A 20,789-nucleotide genomic window follows, 5' to 3' on the forward strand; every position below is an offset into this window, starting at 1 on the left:
GATCGGCCTCCGAGTGCCCCGAACCTCCGACTCAGGACACTAGGGTGGGCGGATGGCCGAGGAAGCGGTGACGACCTTGCGGGCGGAACTCGCCCGGTTCGAGCGGGCCGACGAAGGGTTCGCCTTGCTGGAGGTGTTCCTGGAGGTGGCGCGACCTTGGCTGGGGCCTGTCGTCCTCGATCCGGTGGAGTTGCGGTTGCCGGACGAGATCACCCACGACCGGCAGCTGGTGCTCGGGCTGATCGACGGGATCGAGGCCGAGCCGCGGCAAGGGCGCGTGGTGGAGCGGGTGTTCGACGTGGAGGACGCGCAGGCACGGTGGGACTACGTCCGGCTGGCCTACTGCGCCCAGCAGGCGACCATCTGGAGCGCCAAGCGACGTACGACGTACTTCGAGGTCATGCACCAGAGCAGAGCCACCTACTGGCTCCCGGACAGTCTCAAGGCGGCGTACTTCGATGCGGTGCAGGCCAGGGGTTGGGCCGTCCCGGCGGACTGGCTGGAGGCCGTCGCCAAGCGGCCCAAACCCTGGTGGAAGCGCGGTAGGCGCTAGCTCAGAACGGGCAGGCGGGTGAGAGCCTGGGCGACCGCGGCCTGGATATCAGCGTCGTCCCAGGAACGGTCCGTCATTGCACCGCTGAGGTAGGCGTCGTACGCCGCCAGGTCCAGGTGGCCATGACCGCAGAGAGCGGTGAGGATGACCTTCTCCTCGCCGGACTCCTTGCAGCGTTGGGCTTCCTCGATCGCCGCGGCCAGAGCATGCGTCGGCTCGGGCGCCGGCACGATGCCTTCGGTGCGGGCGAACTGCAGACCCGCGGCGAAGCACTCGGACTGCGGCTTGGCGACCGCCTCGATCTCGCCGGTCTCGTACAGGTGGCTGATCAACGGGCTCATCCCGTGGTACCGCAGACCGCCGGCGTGGATCGGGTCCGGGATGAAGTCGTGGCCGAGGGTGTGCATCTTCATCAGCGGCGTCATGCCGATCGTGTCGCCGAAGTCGTAGGCGTACGTCCCTTGCGTCAGCGACGGGCACGCGGCCGGCTCGACCGCGCGGACGGTCGGCGACATCCGCCCGGCCCACTTCTCCCGGAGGAACGGGAACGCCAGGCCGCCGAAGTTCGACCCGCCACCGGTGCAGCCGACCAGCAGGTCCGCCGTCTCACCAACCATGGCGAGCTGGATCAGCGCTTCCTCGCCGATGATCGTCTGGTGCAGCAGCACGTGGTTGAGCACCGAGCCCAGCGCATAGTGCACAGACTCGTCCTGAAGGGCGGACTCGACCGCCTCACTGATCGCGATGCCGAGCGATCCAGGCGACTCCGGGTCCTCCGCCAGGATCTTCCGGCCGGCCTCCGTGAGCTCCGACGGACTCCGGTGGACGGTCGCGCCGAAGACCTCCATCATCGTCCGGCGGTACGGCTTCTGGTCGTACGACGCCCGCACCTGCCAGACCTCGCACTCCAGCCCGTACTGCGCGCAGGCGAAGGCGAGTGCTGTGCCCCACTGACCGGCGCCGGTCTCGGTGGTGAGCTTCCGGACACCGGACTTGGCGTTGTAGTAGGCCTGCGGGACAGCCGTGTTCGGCTTGTGCGAGCCGGCCGGCGAGACGCCTTCGTACTTGTAGTAGATCCGCGCCGGGGTGTCGAGCGCCTTCTCCAGTCGGTGCGCCCGGTAGAGCGGGCTGGGTCGCCACAGCCGGTACACATCGAGCACCTCGCCCGGGATGTCGACGTACTGGTCCTGTGAGACCTCCTGCAGGATCAGGTCCATCGGGAACAGCGGCGCGAGATCGTCCGGCCCCACTGGTTGCCCCGTCCCCGGATGCAGCACCGGCGGCGGAGGCGTGGGGAGGTCGTGCAGCACGTTGTACCAACGGGTCGGAAGCTCGTCCTCTGGGAGCAGGATCTTGGTCGGCGTCATGTACGCAACGTAATTCCCGCCCGCAGGCCCGGGCAATGCCCTGCTCAGGAACCAGACCAGCACTTATTCGGCACTCGTCAACCGATCGATCGATCCGGCGGAGGTGATCCGATAGACCACATCGGACGGTTGAGCGCGCCGCAGAGCCTCCTCGCTGCCGAGCCCGACGAGTTGCTTCACCAGCAGCCGGCCGAGCATCTCGTGCGCGACGAGCAGCGGTCGGAGCGATCCCGTCGCTGCGATGCTCTGCAATGCGCGTACGGCTCGTAGCTCAGCGTCCGCATAGCTCTCGCCACCGGGACAGCGGAAGGCGTACTTGTCCTTCTCGCGAGCAGCCCGCTGCCCAGGCCAACCTGAGTCGATCTCCGCCGACGTGAGCCCCGACCACTCACCGTGCGCGACCTCTGCGAGGTCGTCGACCACCCGCACAGGTAGCTCCAACGCGTCGGCAAGGACCTCCGCCGTACGGCGAGCGCGGCCGAGTGGACTGGTGAAGACAGCATCGATCTGCTCGTCGCTGACCAGAGCTGCGTTCCGCTGCGCCTGCAGCAGCCCGTGAGGAGTCAGTGACGAGTCCAGCCGTCCCTGTCTGCGTCCCTCGACGTTCCACTGTGTCTGCCCGTGGCGAGCCAGGTAGACGGCGTCGAACAGCACTAGTACGCCGGGACCGGGGCCGGAGTCGTGACGCCGAGCCACTCGTCGATCTCACTGAGCAGGGACTTCTGGACGTCGGGTGGTGCGGTGGAGGCCAGGACCGAGCCGCGGGCCAGGTCCGCGAGCTCCTGGTCGGTGAAGCCGTGGACCGTGCGGGCTGACTCGTACTGCTCGGCCAGACGCGAGCCGAAGAGCAAGGGGTCGTCCGCTCCGAGCGCGATGCGTGCCCCCGACTCGTAGAGCTGGCGCAGCGGCACGTCGTCCGGTCGCTCGTAGACGCCGAGTGAGACGTTTGACGCCGGACAGACCTCCAGCGCGATCTGTGCGTCGACCACCCGCTTCAGGAGGTCCGGGTCCTCGACTGTGCGCACCCCATGTCCGATGCGGCCGGCTCCCAGCTCGTCCAGGCAGGTGCGGACAGTCGCGGGGCCACACAGCTCGCCGCCGTGCGGGTCAGCGAGCAGTCCGGCGTTCCGCGCGATCCGGAAGGCCGGTGCGAACTCGGACGTCGTACCCCGGCGCTCGTCGTTGGACAGGCCGAAGCCGACCACTCCACGCCCCACGTACTGCGCCGCGAGACGGGCGAGCGTCCGGGCATCGAGGGGATGCCGGGTGCGGTTGGCGGCGATGATCACCTGCACCGCGATCCCGGTCGTGGCCGACGCGTCCCGGGCCGCGTCCAGGACCAGATCGGTGAACTCGGTGATGCCGTGGAACCGGTTCGCGTACCCGGACGGGTCCACCTGGATCTCCAGCCAGCGGGAGCCGTCGGCCCGGTCGTCCTCGGCCGCCTCCCGGACCAGGCGCCGTACGTCGTCCTCCGTGCGCAGCACCGACCGGGCGATGTCGTACAGGCGCTGGAACCGGAACCAGCCGCGCTCGTCCGCCGCGGACAGATCCGGCGGCCAGTCGGTACGCAGAGCGTCAGGCAGCCGAACCCCGTGCGTGTCCGCCAGCTCGACCAGCGTCAGGTGGCGCATCGACCCGGAGAAGTGCAGATGCAGGTGCGTCTTCGGCAGCACCCGCAGATCCCGCTGCGTCATTACCGAAGGTTACCGATGGACGGCGTACGGACAGAAATCGGGCTGATCCAGTCAGCTGAGCAGCTTGGCGATCCGGCCGACACCCTCGGCCAGGTCGGCGTCGCCGAGCGCGTAGGACAGCCGCAGGTATCCAGGCGCGCCGAATGCTTCACCCGGGACGACCGCGACCTCCGCCTCGTCCAGGATGATCTCGGCCAGCTCCGCAGAGCTGGTCGGCGTACGCCCGTTGATCTCCCTGCCGAGTACGCCCTTGACCGAGGGGTACGCGTAGAACGCACCGGTCGGCTCCGGGCACTCGACGCCGGGGATCTCGTTCAGCAGCCGCACCATCGTCTGCCGGCGGCGGTCGAACGCCTTCTTCATTTCGTCGACCGCGCTCAGGTCGCCGGACAAGGCGGCGATCGCGGCCCGCTGGGCAATGTTGCAGACGTTCGAGGTCTGGTGCGACTGCAGGTTCGTCGCGGCCTTGACCACGTCCTTCGGGCCGATCATCCAGCCGACCCGCCAACCCGTCATCGCGTAGGTCTTGGCGACACCGTTCAGTACGACGGTCTTGTCCGCCAGCTCCGGCACCGCGACGGGGAGCGACGTCGACTCGGCGCCGCCGTACGTCAGGTGCTCGTAGATCTCGTCGGTGATCACCCAGAGGTCGTGCTCGAGCGCCCAGCGGCCGATCGCCTCGACCGCCTCCGGGCTGTCCACCGCACCGGTCGGGTTGGACGGCGAGCAGAACAGCAGCGCCTTGGTCTTCTCGCTCCGGGCCGCCTCGAGTTGCTCGACGGTGACGCAGTACCCCTGCGTCTCGTCGGCGAGCACCTCGACCGGCACACCCCCGGCCAGTTGGATGATCTCCGGGTACGACGTCCAGTACGGCGCCGGCAGCAGCACCTCGTCGCCGGGGTCCAGCAGGGTCGCGCACGCGTTGTAGACCGCGTGCTTCCCGCCGTTGGTCACCAGGACCTGGGCGGCCTCGATCTCGTAGCCGGAGTCGCGCCTGGTCTTTTCGACGATCGCTTGCTTCAGCTCCGGGAGTCCGCCGGCGGGGGTGTAGCGATGGTTCTTCGGATCCCGGGCGGCCGCGACCGCCGCCTCGACTATGTAGTCCGGCGTCGGGAAGTCCGGCTCACCGGCGCCGAACCCGATCACCGGGCGACCGGCCGCCTTGAGCGCCTTCGCCTTGCTGTCGACCGCCATCGTCGCCGATTCACTGATGGCGCCGATCCGCGCCGAAACCCTGGAACCCATGCGGCCCATCCTGGCACCAGGGCGGCCGCCCACGCGCCGTGGTGTCACCTGGTGATCCGGGGAACACGCAGGGGGCGTGGTCCGTTGGGACCGGTTGGAGGCTGTATGGTTCTGGTCGCGGTGCGACGCCCGGTCCGGGGGTCGTACGGGCAAGGGCCTCGGTTAGACCAGGTGGCGCGGACCCCGTACACTCTTCTAGTCCGGGCGTTGGTGGCCCTGATCCGGCATGCCCGAGATCAGGTCCCGCGGCGTCCGGAGGATTGCAGAGGGCACTAGCTCAACTGGCAGAGCATCGGTCTCCAAAACCGAAGGTTGGGGGTTCAAGTCCCTCGTGCCCTGCAAATCCTGACCGGCGCAGGGCCGGTCAGGCCGCCGCTAGCGAAAGAGGTAGGTCGTGACGGAGACGCGCACCCCGGCACCGTCCGGCGCCGGCAAACCGGCGGAAGGCAAGCAGGGCAGGGGCCTGCTGCGCTTCTACCGCCAGGTGGTTGCCGAGCTCCGCAAGGTCGTCTGGCCCACCCGTAAGCAGCTGTCCACCTACTTCGTGGTCGTCCTGACCTTCGTGGTGTTCGTCATCGCGATCGTTTCGGTCCTCGACCTCGTTTTCGGCTGGGCGATGTTCAAGATCTTCGGCTGAGGTTCACAGCAGCCCACGAACGCACTCGCCGGGGGTCCCGGGCCCGCGGCCCGACCCGAAGCCAGACAAGACCCGATGCACAGATGACGGAGTACAACGTGTCCGAGCGCGACGACGAGGTCCTCAACCTGGAGGACGAGTTCGACGTATCCGCTGACTCCGACGAACCTGACCTCGAGCTCGACTTCGACGAGAACGCCACCGACGATGACGACCTGTTCGCCGGCGACGACGACGATGACGACGACCCGTTCGCCGGGCTCGACGACGAGGACGAGGACGTCAGCGCCGAAGACGAGGTCGAGGAGGTCGCGGAGTACTCCGCCGACGACGAGGCCGAGGACGGCCCGGCCGACGCCGACGACTCCGACGAGGAGCCGCTCGTGGTGGTCGCCGCCGCAGACGAGGCCGAGGACGCCGAGGTCGTGACCGAGGCCGACGTCGAGGACGCCGCCGACGAGCTCGCTGCCGAGACCGCCGAGACCACCTCCGACGAGAGCATCGAGGAGGAGCCGGCCGACGACGAGCTGGTCTTCTCCAGCGCGGACGCGAGCCCGGCCGCCGACGACGCGGACGTGGATGCCTTCGCCGCCGCGACTGCTGCCGCCGAGGCTCAGGCCGCCGAGGAGAGCGAGCCCGAGGAGCCGGGCGACCCGCTCGAGGAGCTCCGCGGCCGGCTGCGCTCGCAGATCGGCGACTGGTACGTCGTCCACACCTATTCGGGGATGGAGAACCGGGTCAAGGGCAACCTGGAGAACCGGATCAACTCCCTGAACATGGAGGACTACATCTTCGAGATCATCGTGCCGACCGAAGAGGTCGCCGAGATCAAGAACGGGCAGCGCCGGATGGTGAAGCGCACCGTGCTCCCCGGCTACGTGCTGGTCCGGATGGACCTGACCGACGAGTCCTGGTCGACCGTGCGGCACACGCCGTCGGTGACCGGCTTCGTCGGCAACAGCCAGAAGCCCGTCCCGCTCAGCCTCGAAGAGGTTGAGAAGATGCTCGCTCCGGCCGTCGTGGCGGCGGCCGAGGCAGCGGCTGCCGAAGCCGGCGCCGCACCCGCCAAGACCGCGGCCAAGAAGAAGGTCGAGGTCGCCGACTTCGGTGTGGGCGACTCGGTCATGGTGGTCGACGGGCCGTTCGCGACCCTGCACGCCACAGTCACGGAGATCAATGCCGAGGCCCAGCGGATCAAGGCCCTGGTCGAGATCTTCGGCCGGGAGACCCCGGTGGAACTCAGCTTCAACCAGATCCAGAAAGTCTAAGGACCCGACAGAATGCCTCCCAAGAAGAAGATCGCTGCCCTGGTCAAGGTGCAGCTCCAGGCCGGTGCCGCGACGCCGGCCCCGCCGGTCGGTACCGCGCTCGGTCCGCACGGCGTCAACATCATGGAGTTCTGCAAGGCGTACAACGCCCAGACAGAATCCATGCGCGGCAACGTGGTTCCGGTCGAGATCACGATCTACGAAGACCGTTCCTTCACCTTCATCACCAAGACGCCGCCGGCGCCGGAGATGATCAAGAAGGCCGCCGGTCTGCAGAAGGGCTCGGCCGTCCCGCAGAAGGACAAGGTCGGCAAGATCACCTCCGACCAGGTCCGCGAGATCGCCACCACCAAGATGCCGGATCTGAACGCGCGCGACATCGACGCCGCGATGAAGATCATCGAGGGCACCGCCCGTTCGATGGGCGTTGTCGTCGAGAAGTAGTACCTCCATCGGTCCGCCGCGGCGGACCAGCAGGAGTGGAAGGGCGAGAGGTTCGCCCGTCATCACCACAACGCGAACGAACAAGCAGCGTTCGCACACAGGAGAACAGACATGACACAGCGCAGTAAGGCTTACCGCGCGATCGCGGAGAAGATCGACTTCGACAAGCTGTACACGCCGCTCGAGGCGATCCGGCTGGCCAAGGAGGCCGCCGGCAGCAAGAAGTTCAACTCCACGCTCGACGTTGCGATGCGCCTCGGGGTCGACCCCCGCAAGGCCGACCAGATGGTGCGCGGCACCGTCAACCTTCCGCACGGCACCGGCAAGACGGCACGGGTCCTCGTCTTCGCCACCGGTGACCGCGCCGAGGCCGCGAAGGCCGCCGGCGCCGACTTCGTCGGCGACGACGACATGATCAAGAAGGTGACCGACGGCTGGCTCGACTTCGACGCCGTCGTCGCCACCCCTGACCTGATGGGCAAGGTCGGCCGGCTCGGTCGCGTCCTCGGCCCGCGTGGTCTGATGCCGAACCCGAAGACGGGCACCGTCACCCCGGACGTGGCCAAGGCCGTGACCGAGATCAAGGGCGGCAAGATCGAGTTCCGGGTCGACCGGCACGCGAACCTGCACTTCATCATCGGCAAGGGCTCGTTCGACGAGAACCAGCTGGTGGAGAACTACAGCGCCGCGCTGGAGGAGATCCTCCGGCTGAAGCCGGCCAGCTCCAAGGGTCGCTACATCAAGAAGACCGTCATCTCCACCACGATGGGGCCGGGCGTTCAGGTTGACCCCAACCTGACCCGCAACCTCACCGACGAGAACGCGGACGACTGACCCACAAGTCAGCACACAGAAGGGCCTCGGGTTCTCCCGAGGCCCTTCTGTATGTCCGGGGTCCCGGGCGGCCTCAGCCGCGGGTGAAGCGGAGGGGGTGGTCGGCGGTTTGGATGGTCCAGCCGTCGTCGTGCTCGGCAGGCACCGTGCCTGGGGTGCCCGCCGGTGGTCCGTCAGCGGGATCGGTACGGCTGATCACGTGAGTGGTGTCGCCGAGGCGGATCTGGGCTTGGGGCGAGGTGACGTTGAGGGCGGCGGCCTTGCGACGGATCTCGGCAGCAGGTACGGCGAGGTCGAGCAGCTTCTCCTCTTCGGTGAAGAACGGCGCCTCGCTGGCCCTGGCCGGGTCCTGATCCTCACCGGCCTCTCCGGCGACCAGGCGTGGGACGGCCTCGTCCAGGCACTCGCTGAGCAGCTCGTACCAGGACTGCATGAGTCCGCTGCCGTTCAGATCCGCGGGCAGCGGCGCGATCCGCTGCGCCAGGATGGCGCCAGTGTCGAACTCGGCCGCGGTCCGGTGCACGCTCGCCGCGACCCGCTCGTCGCCTTCGTAGATCAGCCGCGCCGGATTCGGTCCACGGCCTTCCGGCAGCGGTGACGGGTGACAGTTGATCGCGCCGTACTTCGGGATCTGCAGGATCTCGGCCGGGATCAGTCGCGGGAACGCCGCGGAGATGACCACATCCGGCTGCAACGCCTCGACAACCGGCGCCGCGACCGTACGCAGCTTGCCAGTGATCAGCACATCCGTCCGCTCGGGCAGATCCACCACGAACGGCTTCGCGTCCTCGTCGTACCGGCTGCCCGACGTCAGAGGCAGCGTGACGACCAGCACGATCTCGTGCCCGTTCCGGGCGGCGAAGTCGTGCAGCACCCGGAACCCGGGCATAAACGCATTCAGGCAGACGATGCGCAGCGGCTCCGGACGGCTCATGTCAGCCCCTCCGTCCTCCGAGCAGCCCAGGCTCCCCTGGGATCACCAGATCCGGCGTGAGATCGCCGGGCCGTGCGCAGCCGCTGAGGCGGAGAGTGTGGCTCAGCTCGTCGCCCAAGTCCGTGAGCAGCCGGGTCACGCCGGCCGAGCCTCCGACCGTGAGCGCCCACAGGGCCGGGCGACCGACGAAGACTGCTCGAGCGCCGAGGGCCAGCGCGGCGAGGATGTGTTCGCCGCGGCGGATGCCGCCGTCGACATAAACCTCGGTGCTCGTGCCGGCGAGTGCCTCGGCGACCTCGGGTAGCGCTTGTGCGGTGGCGATGGAGCCGTCGAGCTGGCGTCCGCCGTGGTTGGACACGATCACAGCCGCCGCACCCGCGTCCGCACACCGCTTGGCGTCGTCACCGCGCAGCACACCCTTCACAACCACGGGCAGACCCGCGCGGTCGGCGAGCCAGCCGATCACGTCGGGGCTCAGGTCGTCGGCCTTGTCCAGGTCGTCGTCGGACCATTCGCCTTCAGGCAGGTTCTTCAGCCACTGGCCGGGCTGAGCCAGCTCCCACACCGTCTGTCCGTCGTCCTCCTTCCGGCCGACCACCGGGGTGTCGACGGTGAGCACGATCGCCTTCGCGCCGCCGGCGACCGCGGCGTCCAGCATCCGCTCGGTGATGGTGCGGTTGCGTACGACGTAGATCTGCAGCCACCACGGCACGCCGGTCTCCCCGAGGTCGGCGAACGACGTCCCCGCGTTGCTCGACACCCCGAGCACCGAACCGGCCACTCCGACGCCGGTCGCCATCGCGATCTCGCCGTCGGGATCAGCCATCCGCTGCATGGTCGACGGCGCCACCAGCACGGGGGTGTTCACCGGCGTACCGAGCACCGTGGTGCTGATGTCGACGGTGGACACGTCGCGCAGCACGCGGGGCCGGAACCGGTACGACGCCCAGGCCGCGGTGGCCTCGCCGACGCTGGTCCCACCCGCGGAACCCTGCCGGTAGTAGCGGTGCACAGCCTCGGGCAACTTCTCGGCGGCCGCGGCCTCCAACGTGTCGATCCATCGCATGCGCCCCATCGTTGCACCTGGACAGTCGAGCCGGGAGGAAAGTTCCGGAAGAGTGCATGAAGAGTGCTGACTCGATTCCGGGTCGGTACACTGGTCGGCATGACGCAGTACGGGCGGCGATTTCTGCGCCCCGGCCGGCACGACGGTGCCGACGGGGTGAGCACCTGCTGCGCTCTCTCCTGAGGTGACCGCGGCCGACCGGGGTGTCCCCCCCCGTCGAGACCGTCATCCTGGAGAGAAACCCATGTCTGTACTCACTTCTGAACAACTGCACGCTGCCCTGTCCCTGCGCGACCTGACCGATCCGGCCCAGGGACCGCACGCCGTCCAGCTGGTCGTCGACTCGATCCGTACGGCGCTCGGCGCGGCCTGGCCGTACACGGAGATCTGGACCAGGCGCGACCATCCCGTGGTCAGCCTGGCCGACAACTACGACAACCTCGGGTACGCCGGTGACGCCGTGACCCGGGAGGCCCGCTACACCCGCTACGCGTCGGAGACCGAGGTACTGCGAAGTCACACGTCGGCGATGATCCCGCCGGCACTGCGTGAAGTCGCCGAGTCCTCGTCGTCCGACGTACTGATGGTGTGCGCGGGCATCTGTTACCGCCGCGATTCGGTGGACTGGCAACACACCGGTACGCCGCACCAGCTCGACCTCTGGCGGATCAGCCGGAACGTGACGCTCGGAGAGCCCGAGCTGGAAGACATGATTGCCCGACTGGTCGACACGGTCCTGCCGGGACAGACGTACCGGACTGTGCCGGCGGTGCACCCCTACACGATCCATGGCCGTCAGATCGATGTGTTGCTGGACGATCAGTGGATCGAGATCGGTGAGTGCGGTGTGGCTGCTCGGCACGTCCTCCGCCAAGCCGGACTGGACGAGCGCTGGACCGGACTGGCGATGGGGCCGGGGCTCGATCGCTTGCTGATGCTCCGCAAGGGCATTCGCGATATCCGGCTGCTCAGGTCGACGGATCCTCGGGTGGCCGGGCAGATGCTGGACCTGACGCCGTACAAGCCGGTTTCGACCATGCCGCCGGTGCGTCGCGACCTCTCCGTGGTCGTGGACGCCTCTGCCGATGTATCAGCGGAGGTACTCGGCGACAAGGTCCGCGACGCCCTCGGACCGGACGCGGACGCCGCGGAGTCGCTGGATGTTCTGGGGGAGACGGCCTACGACGACCTGCCTCCAGCGGCCCGCGAACGGCTGCAACTGACCCCGGGCCAACGGAATCTGCTGGTCAGACTGGTCCTCCGGCCGGTGGACCGTACGTTGACCGATGCCGAGGCCAACGTCCTGCGTGACAAGGTCTACCGGGCGCTGCACGAGGGGCCGGTCCTGGAGCTGATCGGTTAGCTCCGCCGGAGCTCGCGGGAGGCGACCAGGAACGCGCACACGGCAAGAGGTATCTCCAGCAGAAGTGCCTCTGCCAGCGAGAGAGTGTGATCGGTCCCGGCGGCTGCTGTGCTGACGTCGAACCACGCGTCAGCCAGCAGCAATGTCCCCGCGGCCATCGCGGTCAGGACGGCGTACCTGTTGCGCGTGTGCAGCAGGTACGCCGTCAGTCCGGCGGCGACCGCGGTCCCGCAATCCAGGCCGATCCAGGCCAGCTTCCAGTGGTTGGCCTGGTAGGTGCTGGGCAGGCTCGCCGCGAGAATCAGGCACCACGGGAGCAGAACGGCCGCAACACCGGCGGCCACGAAGGTCGCCGGCCCACCGGGCGATCTGGGCGGGCGGATCCGGCCGTCCAGCCGTCCCTCGGCGAGGTCATCGTCCAGCGCCTCGGCCACCCGATCGTCGATCGCATCCCCGAGCCGACCGTCGAGGCCGCAGTCGTTGATTGTCGTCGTCATACCTTCGAGGATTGCGCCGCGGGCGCCGCGGCACATTGTGGTCAGCCCACGGGTCGACGTGGGGTTAACCCCCGGCCCGAGCCGTGGGATGTCCTGATGTCCGTGCCCATCCCGGCGACGTAAGTTGTGACCTGCGATCGGCCAGACACGGGGAGGTGGTTCGGGTGGCAGGAGTCGCGAGTCCGGTTCCCGGGGCGCCGTGGCGGTTGTGGCGGTCGCCGTACTTGTGGTTGGCAACAATCCATCTGTTCGGCGACATCTTTGTCGTCCTCACTTGCGGCCCGGCGGTGCTGGCGGCGGTGATCGTCGCGATCATCGCCTGGCCGCTCGGGTACGCCGGCGTGCCGCTGAGCGTCCGTGCGACCGACTTCGTCTACATGCTCGCTGGGTGGGAGCGGGGCCGGGCGGAGATCACCCGCGGGCAGGACGTGCGGGCCTTCTATCCACCCGAACTGACCGGTTCGGGTGGTGCCGACGCCACTGCGGCCGTGATCGATCCGGGGCTCTGGAGGCAGCTCCTCTACTACGTCCTGCTGTTGCCGATGGCAATGGTCTGGGTCGCGGCGATCGTGCTCGCCTGGTCGGTCCCACCGGCGCTGATAGGGCTGCCGCTGTACTTCTCGAAGTTCGCGGCAGCACAGGCACAGCTCGGCCCGTTCGTGATCGACACGATGACGAAGGCGTCGATCGCCGCACTGATTGGTGCGGTCTTCCTGCTGGTGGTGACACCGTGGCTGATGCGTACGGCGTCGGCGCTGGATGGTCAGTTGGCCCGGGTGTTCCTCGGCCGGTCGATGAACAGAGCACTGGCCGAGCGCGTCACGCAACTGCTGACGAGCCGGCAGAAGGTGGTCGATTCGGTCGAGTCCGAGCGGCGGCGGATGGAGCGCGACCTGCACGACGGTGCCCAGCAGCGGCTCGTGTCGCTGGCGATGACGCTGGGCCGTGCGAAGAACCGCCTCGGAGACAGGGATCCCGCGGTCCGCGTGCTGATCGACGAGGCACATTCCGAGGCGTTGCAGGCGATCGCCGAGATCCGCGACCTGACCCGGGGGCTGCATCCACCGGTGCTGACCGACCGCGGCCTGGACGCGGCGATCTCGGCCGTCGCGGCCCGGTCACCGGTGCCGGTGCGGGTGACGGTCGAGGTGTATCCCCGGCCGTCGCTCACGATCGAGGCGATCGCGTACTTCGTCGTGACCGAGGCGCTGACGAACGTGGCCAAACACTCGGAGGCCGCGGAGGTCGACGTCCGGGTGTCGCGGCGCGGGAACCGGCTCCGCATCGAGGTGGACGACAACGGCCGGGGCGGCGCGGACTTCGCGGCCGGGACGGGGTTGCAGGGCTTGCACGATCGGGTCGCCGGTGTGGACGGATGGCTGGACGTGCACAGTCCACCGGGCGGCGGGACGCTCCTGACGGCCGTGGTGCCGTGCGAATGAACAGCGGAGGTGGAGCGGTGCGAGTGGTGATCGCCGAGGACTCGGTGTTGTTGCGTGAGGGCATTGTCAGACTGCTGGAGGAGCAGGACTGCACAGTGGTCGCCGCGGTCGGTGACGCGGAGGAGTTGCTGAAGGCGGTCGACCAGCACCGGCCGGACGTGTGCGTGGTCGACGTACGGATGCCACCGACGTTCACCGATGAGGGTCTGCGTGCGGCGCTCGTCATTCGCGAGCAGTCGCCGCAGACCGGCGTACTCGTGCTGTCGCAGTACGTCGAGGAGCGGTATGCGAGCGAGCTGATCGGAGGCAACCCCGGCGGCGTCGGGTATCTGCTCAAGGACCGTGTGGCCGATGTGGATCAGTTCATCGACGGGCTGCGCCGGGTCGCGGACGGTGGTGCGGCGCTCGACCCGGAGGTGATCTCGCAGTTGCTGGTGCGATCACGGCGGGCCGATCCGCTCGCGGTACTGAGTCCGCGCGAGCAGGACGTACTGCGGGCGATGGCGGAGGGCAGGTCGAACGGCGGGATCGCGCAGGCGCTCGTGGTCGGTGAAGGAGCCGTGGAGAAGCACATCAGCAACATCTTCATGAAGCTCGGGCTGACGCCGACCGACGGGGAGCACCGCCGCGTCCTCGCGGTGCTGAAGTTCTTGGAGACCTGATGGCGCTCACAGTGGCACAGCGGAGGATGCTGGCGATCGGTCTGGTGCCGTTGCTGGTGCTCGTGGTCACGGGCGCCGCGGTGACGGTGAGCATCATCCGCGGGAAGCTGCCGTACGACTACTCGGCCAGCTTCGTGCCGGGGGCGCAGGGCGTGCGGATCGTGTCGGACTCGCACACGCAGGTGCTCGCGAGCGCCGACGGGCAGGTGCATGTCGCGGTCGACGGTTCGTACGCCGTGGAACAGCCTGCGATAGACATCAACACCACAAACGGTCTGCTGCACATCCAGGCGCGATGCCCGGACACCCACTGCGAGATGGACCTCACCGTCGAGGTGCCGTCGCAGTCCGCTGTACAGATCGAGCTTGAAGGAGAGTCCGTCGACGTCGTCAGGGTGGCGTCGCCGCTGTCGATCGACGTCAGCGACGGCTCCGTCACCACGAACCGCCTCCGCAGTCGCCAGGTCTCGGTGGACGTCCGGCGCGGCTCGAGCGATCTGAACTTCGAAAGTCCACCCGACCAGGTGACGGCCAAGGCCAGCGATGGCTCTCTCACAGTCCAGTTGCCGCGGAATGTGACGTACGCGTTCGATGCGGTGGCGTCCCAAGGTTCCAACGACCTGGACCTCCCGAGCGACCCAGCATCACCTCGCCACGTCGTGTTACGCACCAACTACGGGAGCATCACCGTCAACTAAGCGCAGCGCAGAAGGTCTGCGCCTTGGTGGTTATGGTGTCCCAGTTCGACGCGGCCACGTCGGCGGGGGAGACGACGTCGGTGCCTGCACTGACGGCTAGGGCGCCGGCGGTCAGGTAGTCGCGGGCGTTGCCGGCGTTGATCCCGCCGGACGGCACCAGCGGTACGCCGGGGAACGGGCCGTTGAGATCCTTGAAGTACTTCGGGCCGAGCTGATGCGCGGGGAAGATCTTCACCGCGTCCGAGCCCAGCGCCAGCGCGGTCATCACCTCCGAGGGAGTGAAAGCCCCGAGGATCACCGGGATCCCCGCAGACCGCGCCGCCTCGGCGATCGCGGCGGCGTCCGGACCCTGACCAGGAGTGACCAGGAACTGCGCACCGGCGTCGATTGCCTGCTTGGCCTGGGCGCCGGTCTGGACAGTGCCGGCCCCGACCACCGCGCCAGTCTCTGCTGCGGTCGAGGCGGCGCGCTCGAGGTGCCGGGGGAGATTCGGGGTAGTGAAGGTCAGCTCCACCACATGAATGCCACCGGCAACTAGCGCGGCGCACAGGTCGCGGGCGTCGGCGATCTCCGGTGCCCGGACAACAGTCAACACCCGGTCCGCGCGCAGCAGGTTCAGCACACTCATCCGCGTCCTCGCTTCGCTCCGGGCGCGGACGGGGTGCTAGGCGTGCTGTGCTCGATGATGAACGCGCTTCGCTCGTTCATGAGATTCCTCTCGCAGTCGGAGTACGGCGGATCGCGCCGCCAGGCAGGGCGTCGGTGCGTTGACCGGCGTCGATCACGGGGACGCCGTTGACCAGGACGTACGGGATGCCCTCGGCCTGCTGCCGCGGCTCCTCGAAGGTCGCGGTGTCGCGAACCGTCGCCGGATCGAACAACACCAGGTCGGCGACGTACCCCTCCCGGACCAGGCCGCGGTCGGGCAGCCGCAGCCGCCGGGCCGGGCGGCCGGTGAGGTGGTGGATGCAGTCGGCCAGCTCCAGTACGCCGAGCTCACGGACGTACCGGCCGAGGTAGCGCGGGAACGTCCCCCACGACCGCGGATGCGGTTTGCCGCCGACCAGGATCCCGTCCGAGCCGCCGGTGTGACTCGAGTGCTGCATGATCGTCCGCACGTTCTCCTCGTGCCCGACGTGCTGCAGGATCGACGTCGCCAGGTTGTCCTCGACCAGCAGGTCGAAGAAGACGTCCGCCGGCGCCCGGCCGTTCCCCGCGGCGAGCGCAGCGACGGTGTTGCCGACGGCACCGGTCAGCGCCGGGTTGCGTACGCCGCCGATCTCGATGGTGTTCCAGTCGGTCACGCAGCCGTGGCAGCCGTCCGACCCGACCTGCTCCATCTCGACGGCGATCCGGGCCCGCTGCTCCGGATCCTGCAGCCGGGCCAGTTGCGCGTCCGGCCCGCCTTCGGCGGTCCAGCTCGGCAGGATTGCGCCCAAGGTCGTTGACCCAGGCAAGTACGGGTAGGTGTCCGTGGTGACGTCGATGCCGTCCGCGAGCGCTTTGTCGATCATCGCGACGAGCTCGGCGCCGCGGCCGCGGTTCGGCTCGAAGTTCATCACCGCGTGGGTCAGGTGCAGCGCGCACCCGGATCGGCGGGCCACCTCGACCATCTCGCCGTACGCGTCCAGTGCGTTCTTGCCGTACGACCGCTGGTGCGGACCGTAGTAGCCGCCGTACTGCGCGACGACACCACACAGCTCGACCAGTTCGTCAGTGGTCGCGAACATGCCCGGTGTGTAGGTGAGACCGCTGCTCATCCCGACCGCGCCCTGCTCCAGACCCTCGGCCAGCAAGCGCTTCATCTCGTCCAGCTCGGCTCGGGTGGCCGGGCGGTTCTCGGTGCCGACGACCATCATCCGCAGCGTGCCCTGCGGGATCAGGTACGCCGCGTTGCACGCGATGCCCTGGTCGAGCCGGTCGAGGTACCCGGCGACCGTGGACCAGCTGAAGCCGAAGTCGTCGGGTTCGCCGTTCCAGCCGGCGATCTGGCGCCGGACCGCGACCCGCGTCGGATCGTCGATCGGCGCGAACGACAACCCGTCCTGACCGAGCACCTCCAGCGTGACGCCCTGGCTCACCTTCGCCGTGTGGTCCGGGGTGGCCAGGATCTGCAGGTCGGAGTGCGCGTGCATGTCGATGAACCCGGGCGACAGAGCCAGGCCGGCCGCGTCGATCGTCCGCCGCGCCGACGGCAGGTCGTTGCCGATGGCTACGATCCGGCCGGCGTCGACCGCCACATCGGCCCGTGCGCCGGGAGCGCCGGACCCGTCCAGCACGAACGCGCCGGTGATCAGCAGGTCCGCCATGTCAGAAGAAGGTCCTGACCAGATCGACGACCACGGGATCTGCCGCGTCCGGATCGTCCACGACCGGGATCAGTCCCCACTTGTCGAACGCCGTACACGGATGCGACAACCCGATCCGCAACTCGTCGCCGATCACCACCGGTACGTCGGTGAAGTGCAGGAACCCATGCTGATCGTTGAGCTTCGTGACCGTCATCCCAGTGGCCTGCAGCGCCGGCTCACCGTCGGACCGCGGCCGGATCAGCTGCGGCTCCGGCATGTCCTGGTCGAACGGCAGATCGCGCTTGCCGGCGTCGAAGATCGCCAACCCCGGCTCGGGCTGCGACGTGATCCGGACCCAGGTATGCATCGCCGACACCAGCCGCTCGCCGTCCGTCCGCGGCGTCTCGCCGAGAGGCGACACCCGGCGGTAGAGCCCGTCGTCATGACTGATGTACGCGCCGGACCGCAGTACGACGCGTGCTCCATCGGCGCCGAGTGGCCCGAGCACCTCCGCCACAAGCTCGAAGTACTGACTGCCACCGGCGCTGACCACCGGCGTGATGTCGGCGTCGTACACACTCTGCAAGCGGTGGTGGATCCCAGCGAACTCATTGAGGTATGCCCGCACTCCCGCGAGACCGGCCTCGTCGACGCCAAGCCCGACGGCGCCCTCGTACCCGGCGACTCCGGCCAGCCGCAGCGTCGACGCCGCCGCGATCGCCTCACCGACGGCCACCGCGGTGTCGGCATCCCTGGCGCCGGTCCGGCCGTCGAGTCCACCGATCTCGACGAGTACGTCGAGTGGCCGCGCGTCCGGACCGACGTACGCCGACCGGGCCGCCTCCATGATCTCCACGGTCCGCACCGAGTCGGCCCAGCACAGCACCTCGAACTCCGGGTCCCGGGCGAGCTCGTCGGCGATCCAGCGCAGCTGTAGCGGGGAGATCACCGCGTTTGCGATCAGTACCCGGCGGACGCCGTAGGCGCGGGCGACGCCGAGCTGGAAGACGTTCGCGAGCGTGATCCCCCAGGAACCGGCGTCGAGCTGCATCGCCCAGAGCGCCGGGGCCATCGTGGTCTTGCCGTGCGGTGCGAGCTCGAGTCCGTGGTGGGCGGACCACCGGGCGAGGGTGTCGACGTTGTGGCGCAGACCGGGCGCGGACAGCGTCATCACCGGAGTGGGCAGCTGGGACAGCCGGGGCTTGTCGGCCAGCACCTCCGCGACGGTCCGGCCCCAGAACGCGGGCGGTAGAGCCTTGTCTCGCCAGCACACGGGCTGGTCGGCGAGGGCGGCGATGGCGTCGGCATCGTAGGCGGCTGGCATCTGCTCCCCTGATGGTGGTCGATATTGCAGAATGCGCAACGATGATTGCGCATTCTGACGATACGGTTGTAGCATCGCGCCGAAATCCCCGTCAACGACACGTGTCTCAGCTCCCATCCCATCACTCGCACACCGAGGAGTGCCGATGGCCGAACCGCTCCCTGAGACGGCCGCCGCCCCAGACCTCGCCAACCCCGACGTCGCCGCCCCCGACCTCGCCGCCCCGGACCTGCCTGCCCCAGACCTGCCTGCCCCGGACCTGCCCGCGCCGGACCGTGCCGCGAAGACCCCCGCCGCGATCTGCGTCGGCGAGGCGATGATCATGCTGGCGGGGGAGACCGAGGTACCGCTCGAGGACGTCGAGACGTTCCGGCGATCGGTCGGCGGAGCCGAGTGCAACGTGTCCGGCGGACTCGCCGCGCTCGACATCCCGACCGGCTGGATCTCGCGGCTGGGAGACGACGGCTTCGGTCGGCACGTCCTGCGCGACCTGCAGAAGCGCGGTGTGGAGGTCGGTGGAGTCGAGATCGACCCCGACCGGCCGACCGCGATGTATGTGAAGGAGTCGCTGGGCGGTCGCTCGCGGATGCACTACTACCGGACCGGTTCGGCGGCCTCGGCCATGACTCCGTCGTTCCTGGACCGGTCGCCGGTCCGCGACCGGCTGGCACAGGCAAAGCTTGTGCACACCACCGGAATCACCGCAGCGATCTCCGAAACGGCCGCACTGATGCTGGACAGCCTGGCTGAGCAGCAGCACGACTTCACCCTGAGCGTCGACCTCAACTGGCGCCCGGCTCTGTGGCGCGACAAGGACCCGGCGCCCCTGTGGCGGTTGCTGCGCGCGGCGGACGTCGTACTGATCGGTGCTGACGAGGCGCTGGTGTTCGCCGGCACCAAGGACCCCGGTGAGCTGCGTGAACTCCTCGGACCGCGGTCGACGCTGGTCCTGAAGGACGACGCGCACACCGCGCTGGTGCTGGAGCCGGACGGACGTCGTACTGAGGTTCCTGCGCTCACAGTCGAGGTGGTCGAGCCGGTAGGTGCGGGCGACGCATTCGCTGCGGGTTTCCTGGCGGCGACACTGCAAGGGCTGCCGATGGAGCAGCGGCTCCGGCTGGGGCACCTCGGTGCTGCGGCCGTGCTGGCCGTACCGGAGGACCACGCTGCTCCGCTAGACCCTGCCGTGCGCCAGGCACTGCTGACCTGCTCCGATGAGGAGTGGGCCGCGACGCACGTCGGCCCGGCTGGTGTGAAGACGGCGGCATGAGTCAGAGTCTCGCCAGGGCGCTGCAGATCCTCGCCAGTCTGGGCGAGGGGGAGCGCTCGCTCGACCAGCTGGCGACGGAGCTCGGCGTACACAAGACGACTGTGCTGCGGCTGCTGCGGACCATGGAGGCGGATCGGTTCGTACGGCGTGACGACGCGCACCGCTACCGGTTGGGGTCGCGGCTGTTCGCGCTGGCGGATGCGGCGCGCGAGCAGCACGTCGTACGCGAGGTGGCGGCGCCGCATCTGCGTCAGCTGAACCAGAGGACCGGTCAGACGGTCCACTTGGCGGCGTGGGAGAACGGTGAGGTCATCTACGTCGACAAGCTCGACAGTGTGCGGTCGGTGCGGATGTACTCGCAGATCGGCGTACCGGCCGCGCTGCACTGCACGGCTGTCGGGAAGGTGCTGCTGGCGGCTCAACCGAAGCGGATCCGGGAGGCGCTGCTCGAGTCGATCGAGTACCACGCGTTCACTCCGCAGACGATCACCGATCCGGACGCTCTGCGCGCCGAACTGGACGCGGTCCGGGCGCAGGGATGGGCGCAGGACCGGGCCGAGCACGAGTCCTTCATCAACTGCATCGGTGCGCCCGTCGCCGACCAGCACGGCCGGATCGTGGGGGCCGTTTCGATCTCGGTACCCGACGTCCTGCTGGACTATGGGCAGGTGCTCGAGCTTCTGCCCGAGTTGCTCGCCACCACCAAGGCGATCAGCGCCGACTACAACTGAGAGGTGTCAGACCTGATGTCCGACAAGACCGCCGTGTCCACCACCGAGGCGCCCGCGCCGATGCCGGTGTACTCGCAGGGCGTCCGCAAGGGCAACATCCTGCAGGTGTCCGGTCAGGGTTCGGTCGACCCGGCCACCGGCGAGTTCGTCTTCACCGGTGACGTGAAGGGCCAGACCACGCGAGTGCTGCAGAACGTCGAGGCGATCCTGAAGGCCGGCGGCGGCAGCTTCGACGACGTGGTGATGATGCGCGTCTACCTCACCAAGCGCGAGGACTTCGCCGTCATGAACGAGGCGTACGCCGAGTTCCTCTCCACCCGCACCCCCAGCGGCGTCCTCCCCTCCCGCACCACCGTCTTCACCGGCCTCCCCCGCGAAGACATGCTGGTAGAGATCGACGCCCTCGCCGTCCTCAGCTGATCCGCCAGGCACCTGGTGCTATCCAGTAGCACCAGGTGCCACCGGC

22 protein-coding genes and 1 tRNA gene are annotated in these 20,789 nt (G+C 68.6%); 13 read left to right on the forward strand and 10 right to left on the reverse strand.

The window, feature by feature from the left end; translation table 11 throughout:
- The first annotated feature begins 52 nt into the window (after positions 1 to 52).
- A complete protein-coding gene (locus OG817_RS42815) occupies positions 53 to 553 on the forward strand; it encodes a hypothetical protein (protein WP_406050775.1) in 501 nt (166 codons plus the stop codon).
- On the opposite strand, the gene OG817_RS42820 is transcribed toward OG817_RS42815, so the two are convergent.
- The 4 genes from OG817_RS42820 to OG817_RS42835 all read right to left on the reverse strand — a co-directional run bounded on the left by OG817_RS42820 (position 550) and on the right by OG817_RS42835 (position 4,862).
- Positions 550 to 1,920 (reverse strand): TrpB-like pyridoxal phosphate-dependent enzyme, encoded by a 1,371-nt coding sequence (locus tag OG817_RS42820; protein ID WP_406050776.1) that lies wholly within the window; start codon positions 1,918 to 1,920, stop codon positions 550 to 552. The two genes, OG817_RS42815 and OG817_RS42820, sit on opposite strands and share 4 nt — an antisense overlap.
- A gap of 63 nt (positions 1,921 to 1,983) precedes the next feature.
- Positions 1,984 to 2,616: a histidine phosphatase family protein gene (locus OG817_RS42825; protein ID WP_406050777.1), complete on the reverse strand. Its 633-nt coding sequence runs from the start codon at positions 2,614 to 2,616 to the stop codon at positions 1,984 to 1,986.
- Entirely contained in the window at positions 2,574 to 3,617 is a 1,044-nt protein-coding gene (locus OG817_RS42830) for an adenosine deaminase (protein WP_406050778.1), read from the reverse strand. The genes OG817_RS42825 and OG817_RS42830 overlap by 43 nt, the downstream gene beginning before the upstream one ends.
- Before the next feature lie 51 nt (positions 3,618 to 3,668).
- Entirely contained in the window at positions 3,669 to 4,862 is a 1,194-nt protein-coding gene (locus OG817_RS42835; RefSeq protein WP_406050779.1) for a pyridoxal phosphate-dependent aminotransferase, read from the reverse strand.
- A 266-nt stretch (positions 4,863 to 5,128) separates the two neighbouring features.
- On the opposite strand from OG817_RS42835, the gene OG817_RS42840 reads away from it, so the two are divergent.
- The 5 genes from OG817_RS42840 (at position 5,129) to rplA (ending at position 8,045) form a co-directional block, all read left to right on the forward strand.
- Positions 5,129 to 5,201: transfer RNA gene (locus OG817_RS42840), tRNA-Trp, on the forward strand.
- Between the two features lie 55 nt (positions 5,202 to 5,256).
- A complete protein-coding gene (gene secE, locus OG817_RS42845) occupies positions 5,257 to 5,499 on the forward strand; it encodes a preprotein translocase subunit SecE (protein ID WP_360446750.1) in 243 nt (80 codons plus the stop codon).
- Positions 5,500 to 5,882: 383 nt separating this feature from the next.
- The gene (gene nusG, locus OG817_RS42850; RefSeq protein ID WP_406057630.1) at positions 5,883 to 6,767 is read left to right on the forward strand and encodes a transcription termination/antitermination protein NusG; all 885 of its coding nucleotides are present in this window, start codon (positions 5,883 to 5,885) and stop codon (positions 6,765 to 6,767) included.
- Between the two features lie 12 nt (positions 6,768 to 6,779).
- Positions 6,780 to 7,211, forward strand: coding sequence for a 50S ribosomal protein L11 (gene rplK, locus OG817_RS42855; protein WP_131361094.1), 432 nt, complete (start codon positions 6,780 to 6,782; stop codon positions 7,209 to 7,211).
- Positions 7,212 to 7,322: 111 nt separating this feature from the next.
- A complete protein-coding gene (rplA, locus tag OG817_RS42860) occupies positions 7,323 to 8,045 on the forward strand; it encodes a 50S ribosomal protein L1 (RefSeq protein WP_360446745.1) in 723 nt (240 codons plus the stop codon).
- 73 nt (positions 8,046 to 8,118) lie between these two features.
- On the opposite strand, the gene OG817_RS42865 is transcribed toward rplA, so the two are convergent.
- Together OG817_RS42865 and OG817_RS42870 are read right to left on the reverse strand one after the other, a co-directional pair.
- On the reverse strand, positions 8,119 to 8,979 hold the full coding sequence (locus OG817_RS42865) for a methionyl-tRNA formyltransferase (protein ID WP_406050782.1): 861 nt from the start codon (positions 8,977 to 8,979) through the stop codon (positions 8,119 to 8,121).
- A gap of 1 nt (position 8,980) precedes the next feature.
- Positions 8,981 to 10,045: an alpha-hydroxy acid oxidase gene (locus OG817_RS42870; RefSeq protein WP_406050784.1), complete on the reverse strand. Its 1,065-nt coding sequence runs from the start codon at positions 10,043 to 10,045 to the stop codon at positions 8,981 to 8,983.
- Positions 10,046 to 10,289: 244 nt separating this feature from the next.
- Here OG817_RS42870 and OG817_RS42875 point away from each other — a divergent pair, with 244 nt between their 5' ends.
- Positions 10,290 to 11,408 (forward strand): hypothetical protein, encoded by a 1,119-nt coding sequence (locus tag OG817_RS42875; protein WP_406050785.1) that lies wholly within the window; start codon positions 10,290 to 10,292, stop codon positions 11,406 to 11,408.
- Here OG817_RS42875 and OG817_RS42880 read toward each other — a convergent pair.
- Positions 11,405 to 11,905, reverse strand: a complete 501-nt coding sequence (locus tag OG817_RS42880; protein WP_406050787.1) for a hypothetical protein — start codon at positions 11,903 to 11,905, stop codon at positions 11,405 to 11,407. The genes OG817_RS42875 and OG817_RS42880 overlap by 4 nt on opposite strands.
- Before the next feature lie 164 nt (positions 11,906 to 12,069).
- Between OG817_RS42880 and OG817_RS42885 the strand changes: the two genes are divergently transcribed.
- From OG817_RS42885 to OG817_RS42895, 3 genes are read left to right on the forward strand one after another with little or no spacing between them, the layout of a single operon-like run.
- Positions 12,070 to 13,347: a sensor histidine kinase gene (locus tag OG817_RS42885; protein WP_406050788.1), complete on the forward strand. Its 1,278-nt coding sequence runs from the start codon at positions 12,070 to 12,072 to the stop codon at positions 13,345 to 13,347.
- A 17-nt stretch (positions 13,348 to 13,364) separates the two neighbouring features.
- A complete protein-coding gene (locus OG817_RS42890; RefSeq protein WP_360446733.1) occupies positions 13,365 to 14,009 on the forward strand; it encodes a response regulator transcription factor in 645 nt (214 codons plus the stop codon).
- Positions 14,009 to 14,707: a hypothetical protein gene (locus OG817_RS42895; RefSeq protein ID WP_406050790.1), complete on the forward strand. Its 699-nt coding sequence runs from the start codon at positions 14,009 to 14,011 to the stop codon at positions 14,705 to 14,707. Before OG817_RS42890 ends, OG817_RS42895 begins: the two co-directional genes overlap by 1 nt.
- Here OG817_RS42895 and OG817_RS42900 read toward each other — a convergent pair.
- From OG817_RS42900 to OG817_RS42910, 3 genes are all read right to left on the reverse strand, one after another.
- Positions 14,700 to 15,335, reverse strand: coding sequence for a bifunctional 4-hydroxy-2-oxoglutarate aldolase/2-dehydro-3-deoxy-phosphogluconate aldolase (locus tag OG817_RS42900; RefSeq protein WP_406050792.1), 636 nt, complete (start codon positions 15,333 to 15,335; stop codon positions 14,700 to 14,702). The genes OG817_RS42895 and OG817_RS42900 overlap by 8 nt on opposite strands.
- A 76-nt stretch (positions 15,336 to 15,411) precedes the next feature.
- Positions 15,412 to 17,016, reverse strand: a complete 1,605-nt coding sequence (locus OG817_RS42905; protein WP_406050793.1) for an amidohydrolase family protein — start codon at positions 17,014 to 17,016, stop codon at positions 15,412 to 15,414.
- 1 nt (position 17,017) lies between these two features.
- Complete coding sequence (locus tag OG817_RS42910; protein ID WP_406050795.1) at positions 17,018 to 18,322, reverse strand: amino acid deaminase; 1,305 nt, start codon at positions 18,320 to 18,322, stop codon at positions 17,018 to 17,020.
- A gap of 145 nt (positions 18,323 to 18,467) precedes the next feature.
- On the opposite strand from OG817_RS42910, the gene OG817_RS42915 reads away from it, so the two are divergent.
- Genes OG817_RS42915 through OG817_RS42925 form a run of 3 tightly spaced genes read left to right on the forward strand, consistent with a single transcriptional unit; the run spans position 18,468 to position 20,743 of the window.
- Entirely contained in the window at positions 18,468 to 19,592 is a 1,125-nt protein-coding gene (locus OG817_RS42915) for a sugar kinase (protein ID WP_406050796.1), read from the forward strand.
- Positions 19,589 to 20,323, forward strand: a complete 735-nt coding sequence (locus tag OG817_RS42920; protein ID WP_406050797.1) for an IclR family transcriptional regulator — start codon at positions 19,589 to 19,591, stop codon at positions 20,321 to 20,323. The genes OG817_RS42915 and OG817_RS42920 overlap by 4 nt, the downstream gene beginning before the upstream one ends.
- A 15-nt stretch (positions 20,324 to 20,338) precedes the next feature.
- Complete coding sequence (locus OG817_RS42925; RefSeq protein WP_360446719.1) at positions 20,339 to 20,743, forward strand: Rid family detoxifying hydrolase; 405 nt, start codon at positions 20,339 to 20,341, stop codon at positions 20,741 to 20,743.
- Positions 20,744 to 20,789 lie beyond the last annotated feature (46 nt).

It is taken from the genome of Kribbella sp. NBC_00889 (genome assembly GCF_045207705.1).
Lineage (GTDB): Bacteria > Actinomycetota > Actinomycetes > Propionibacteriales > Kribbellaceae > Kribbella.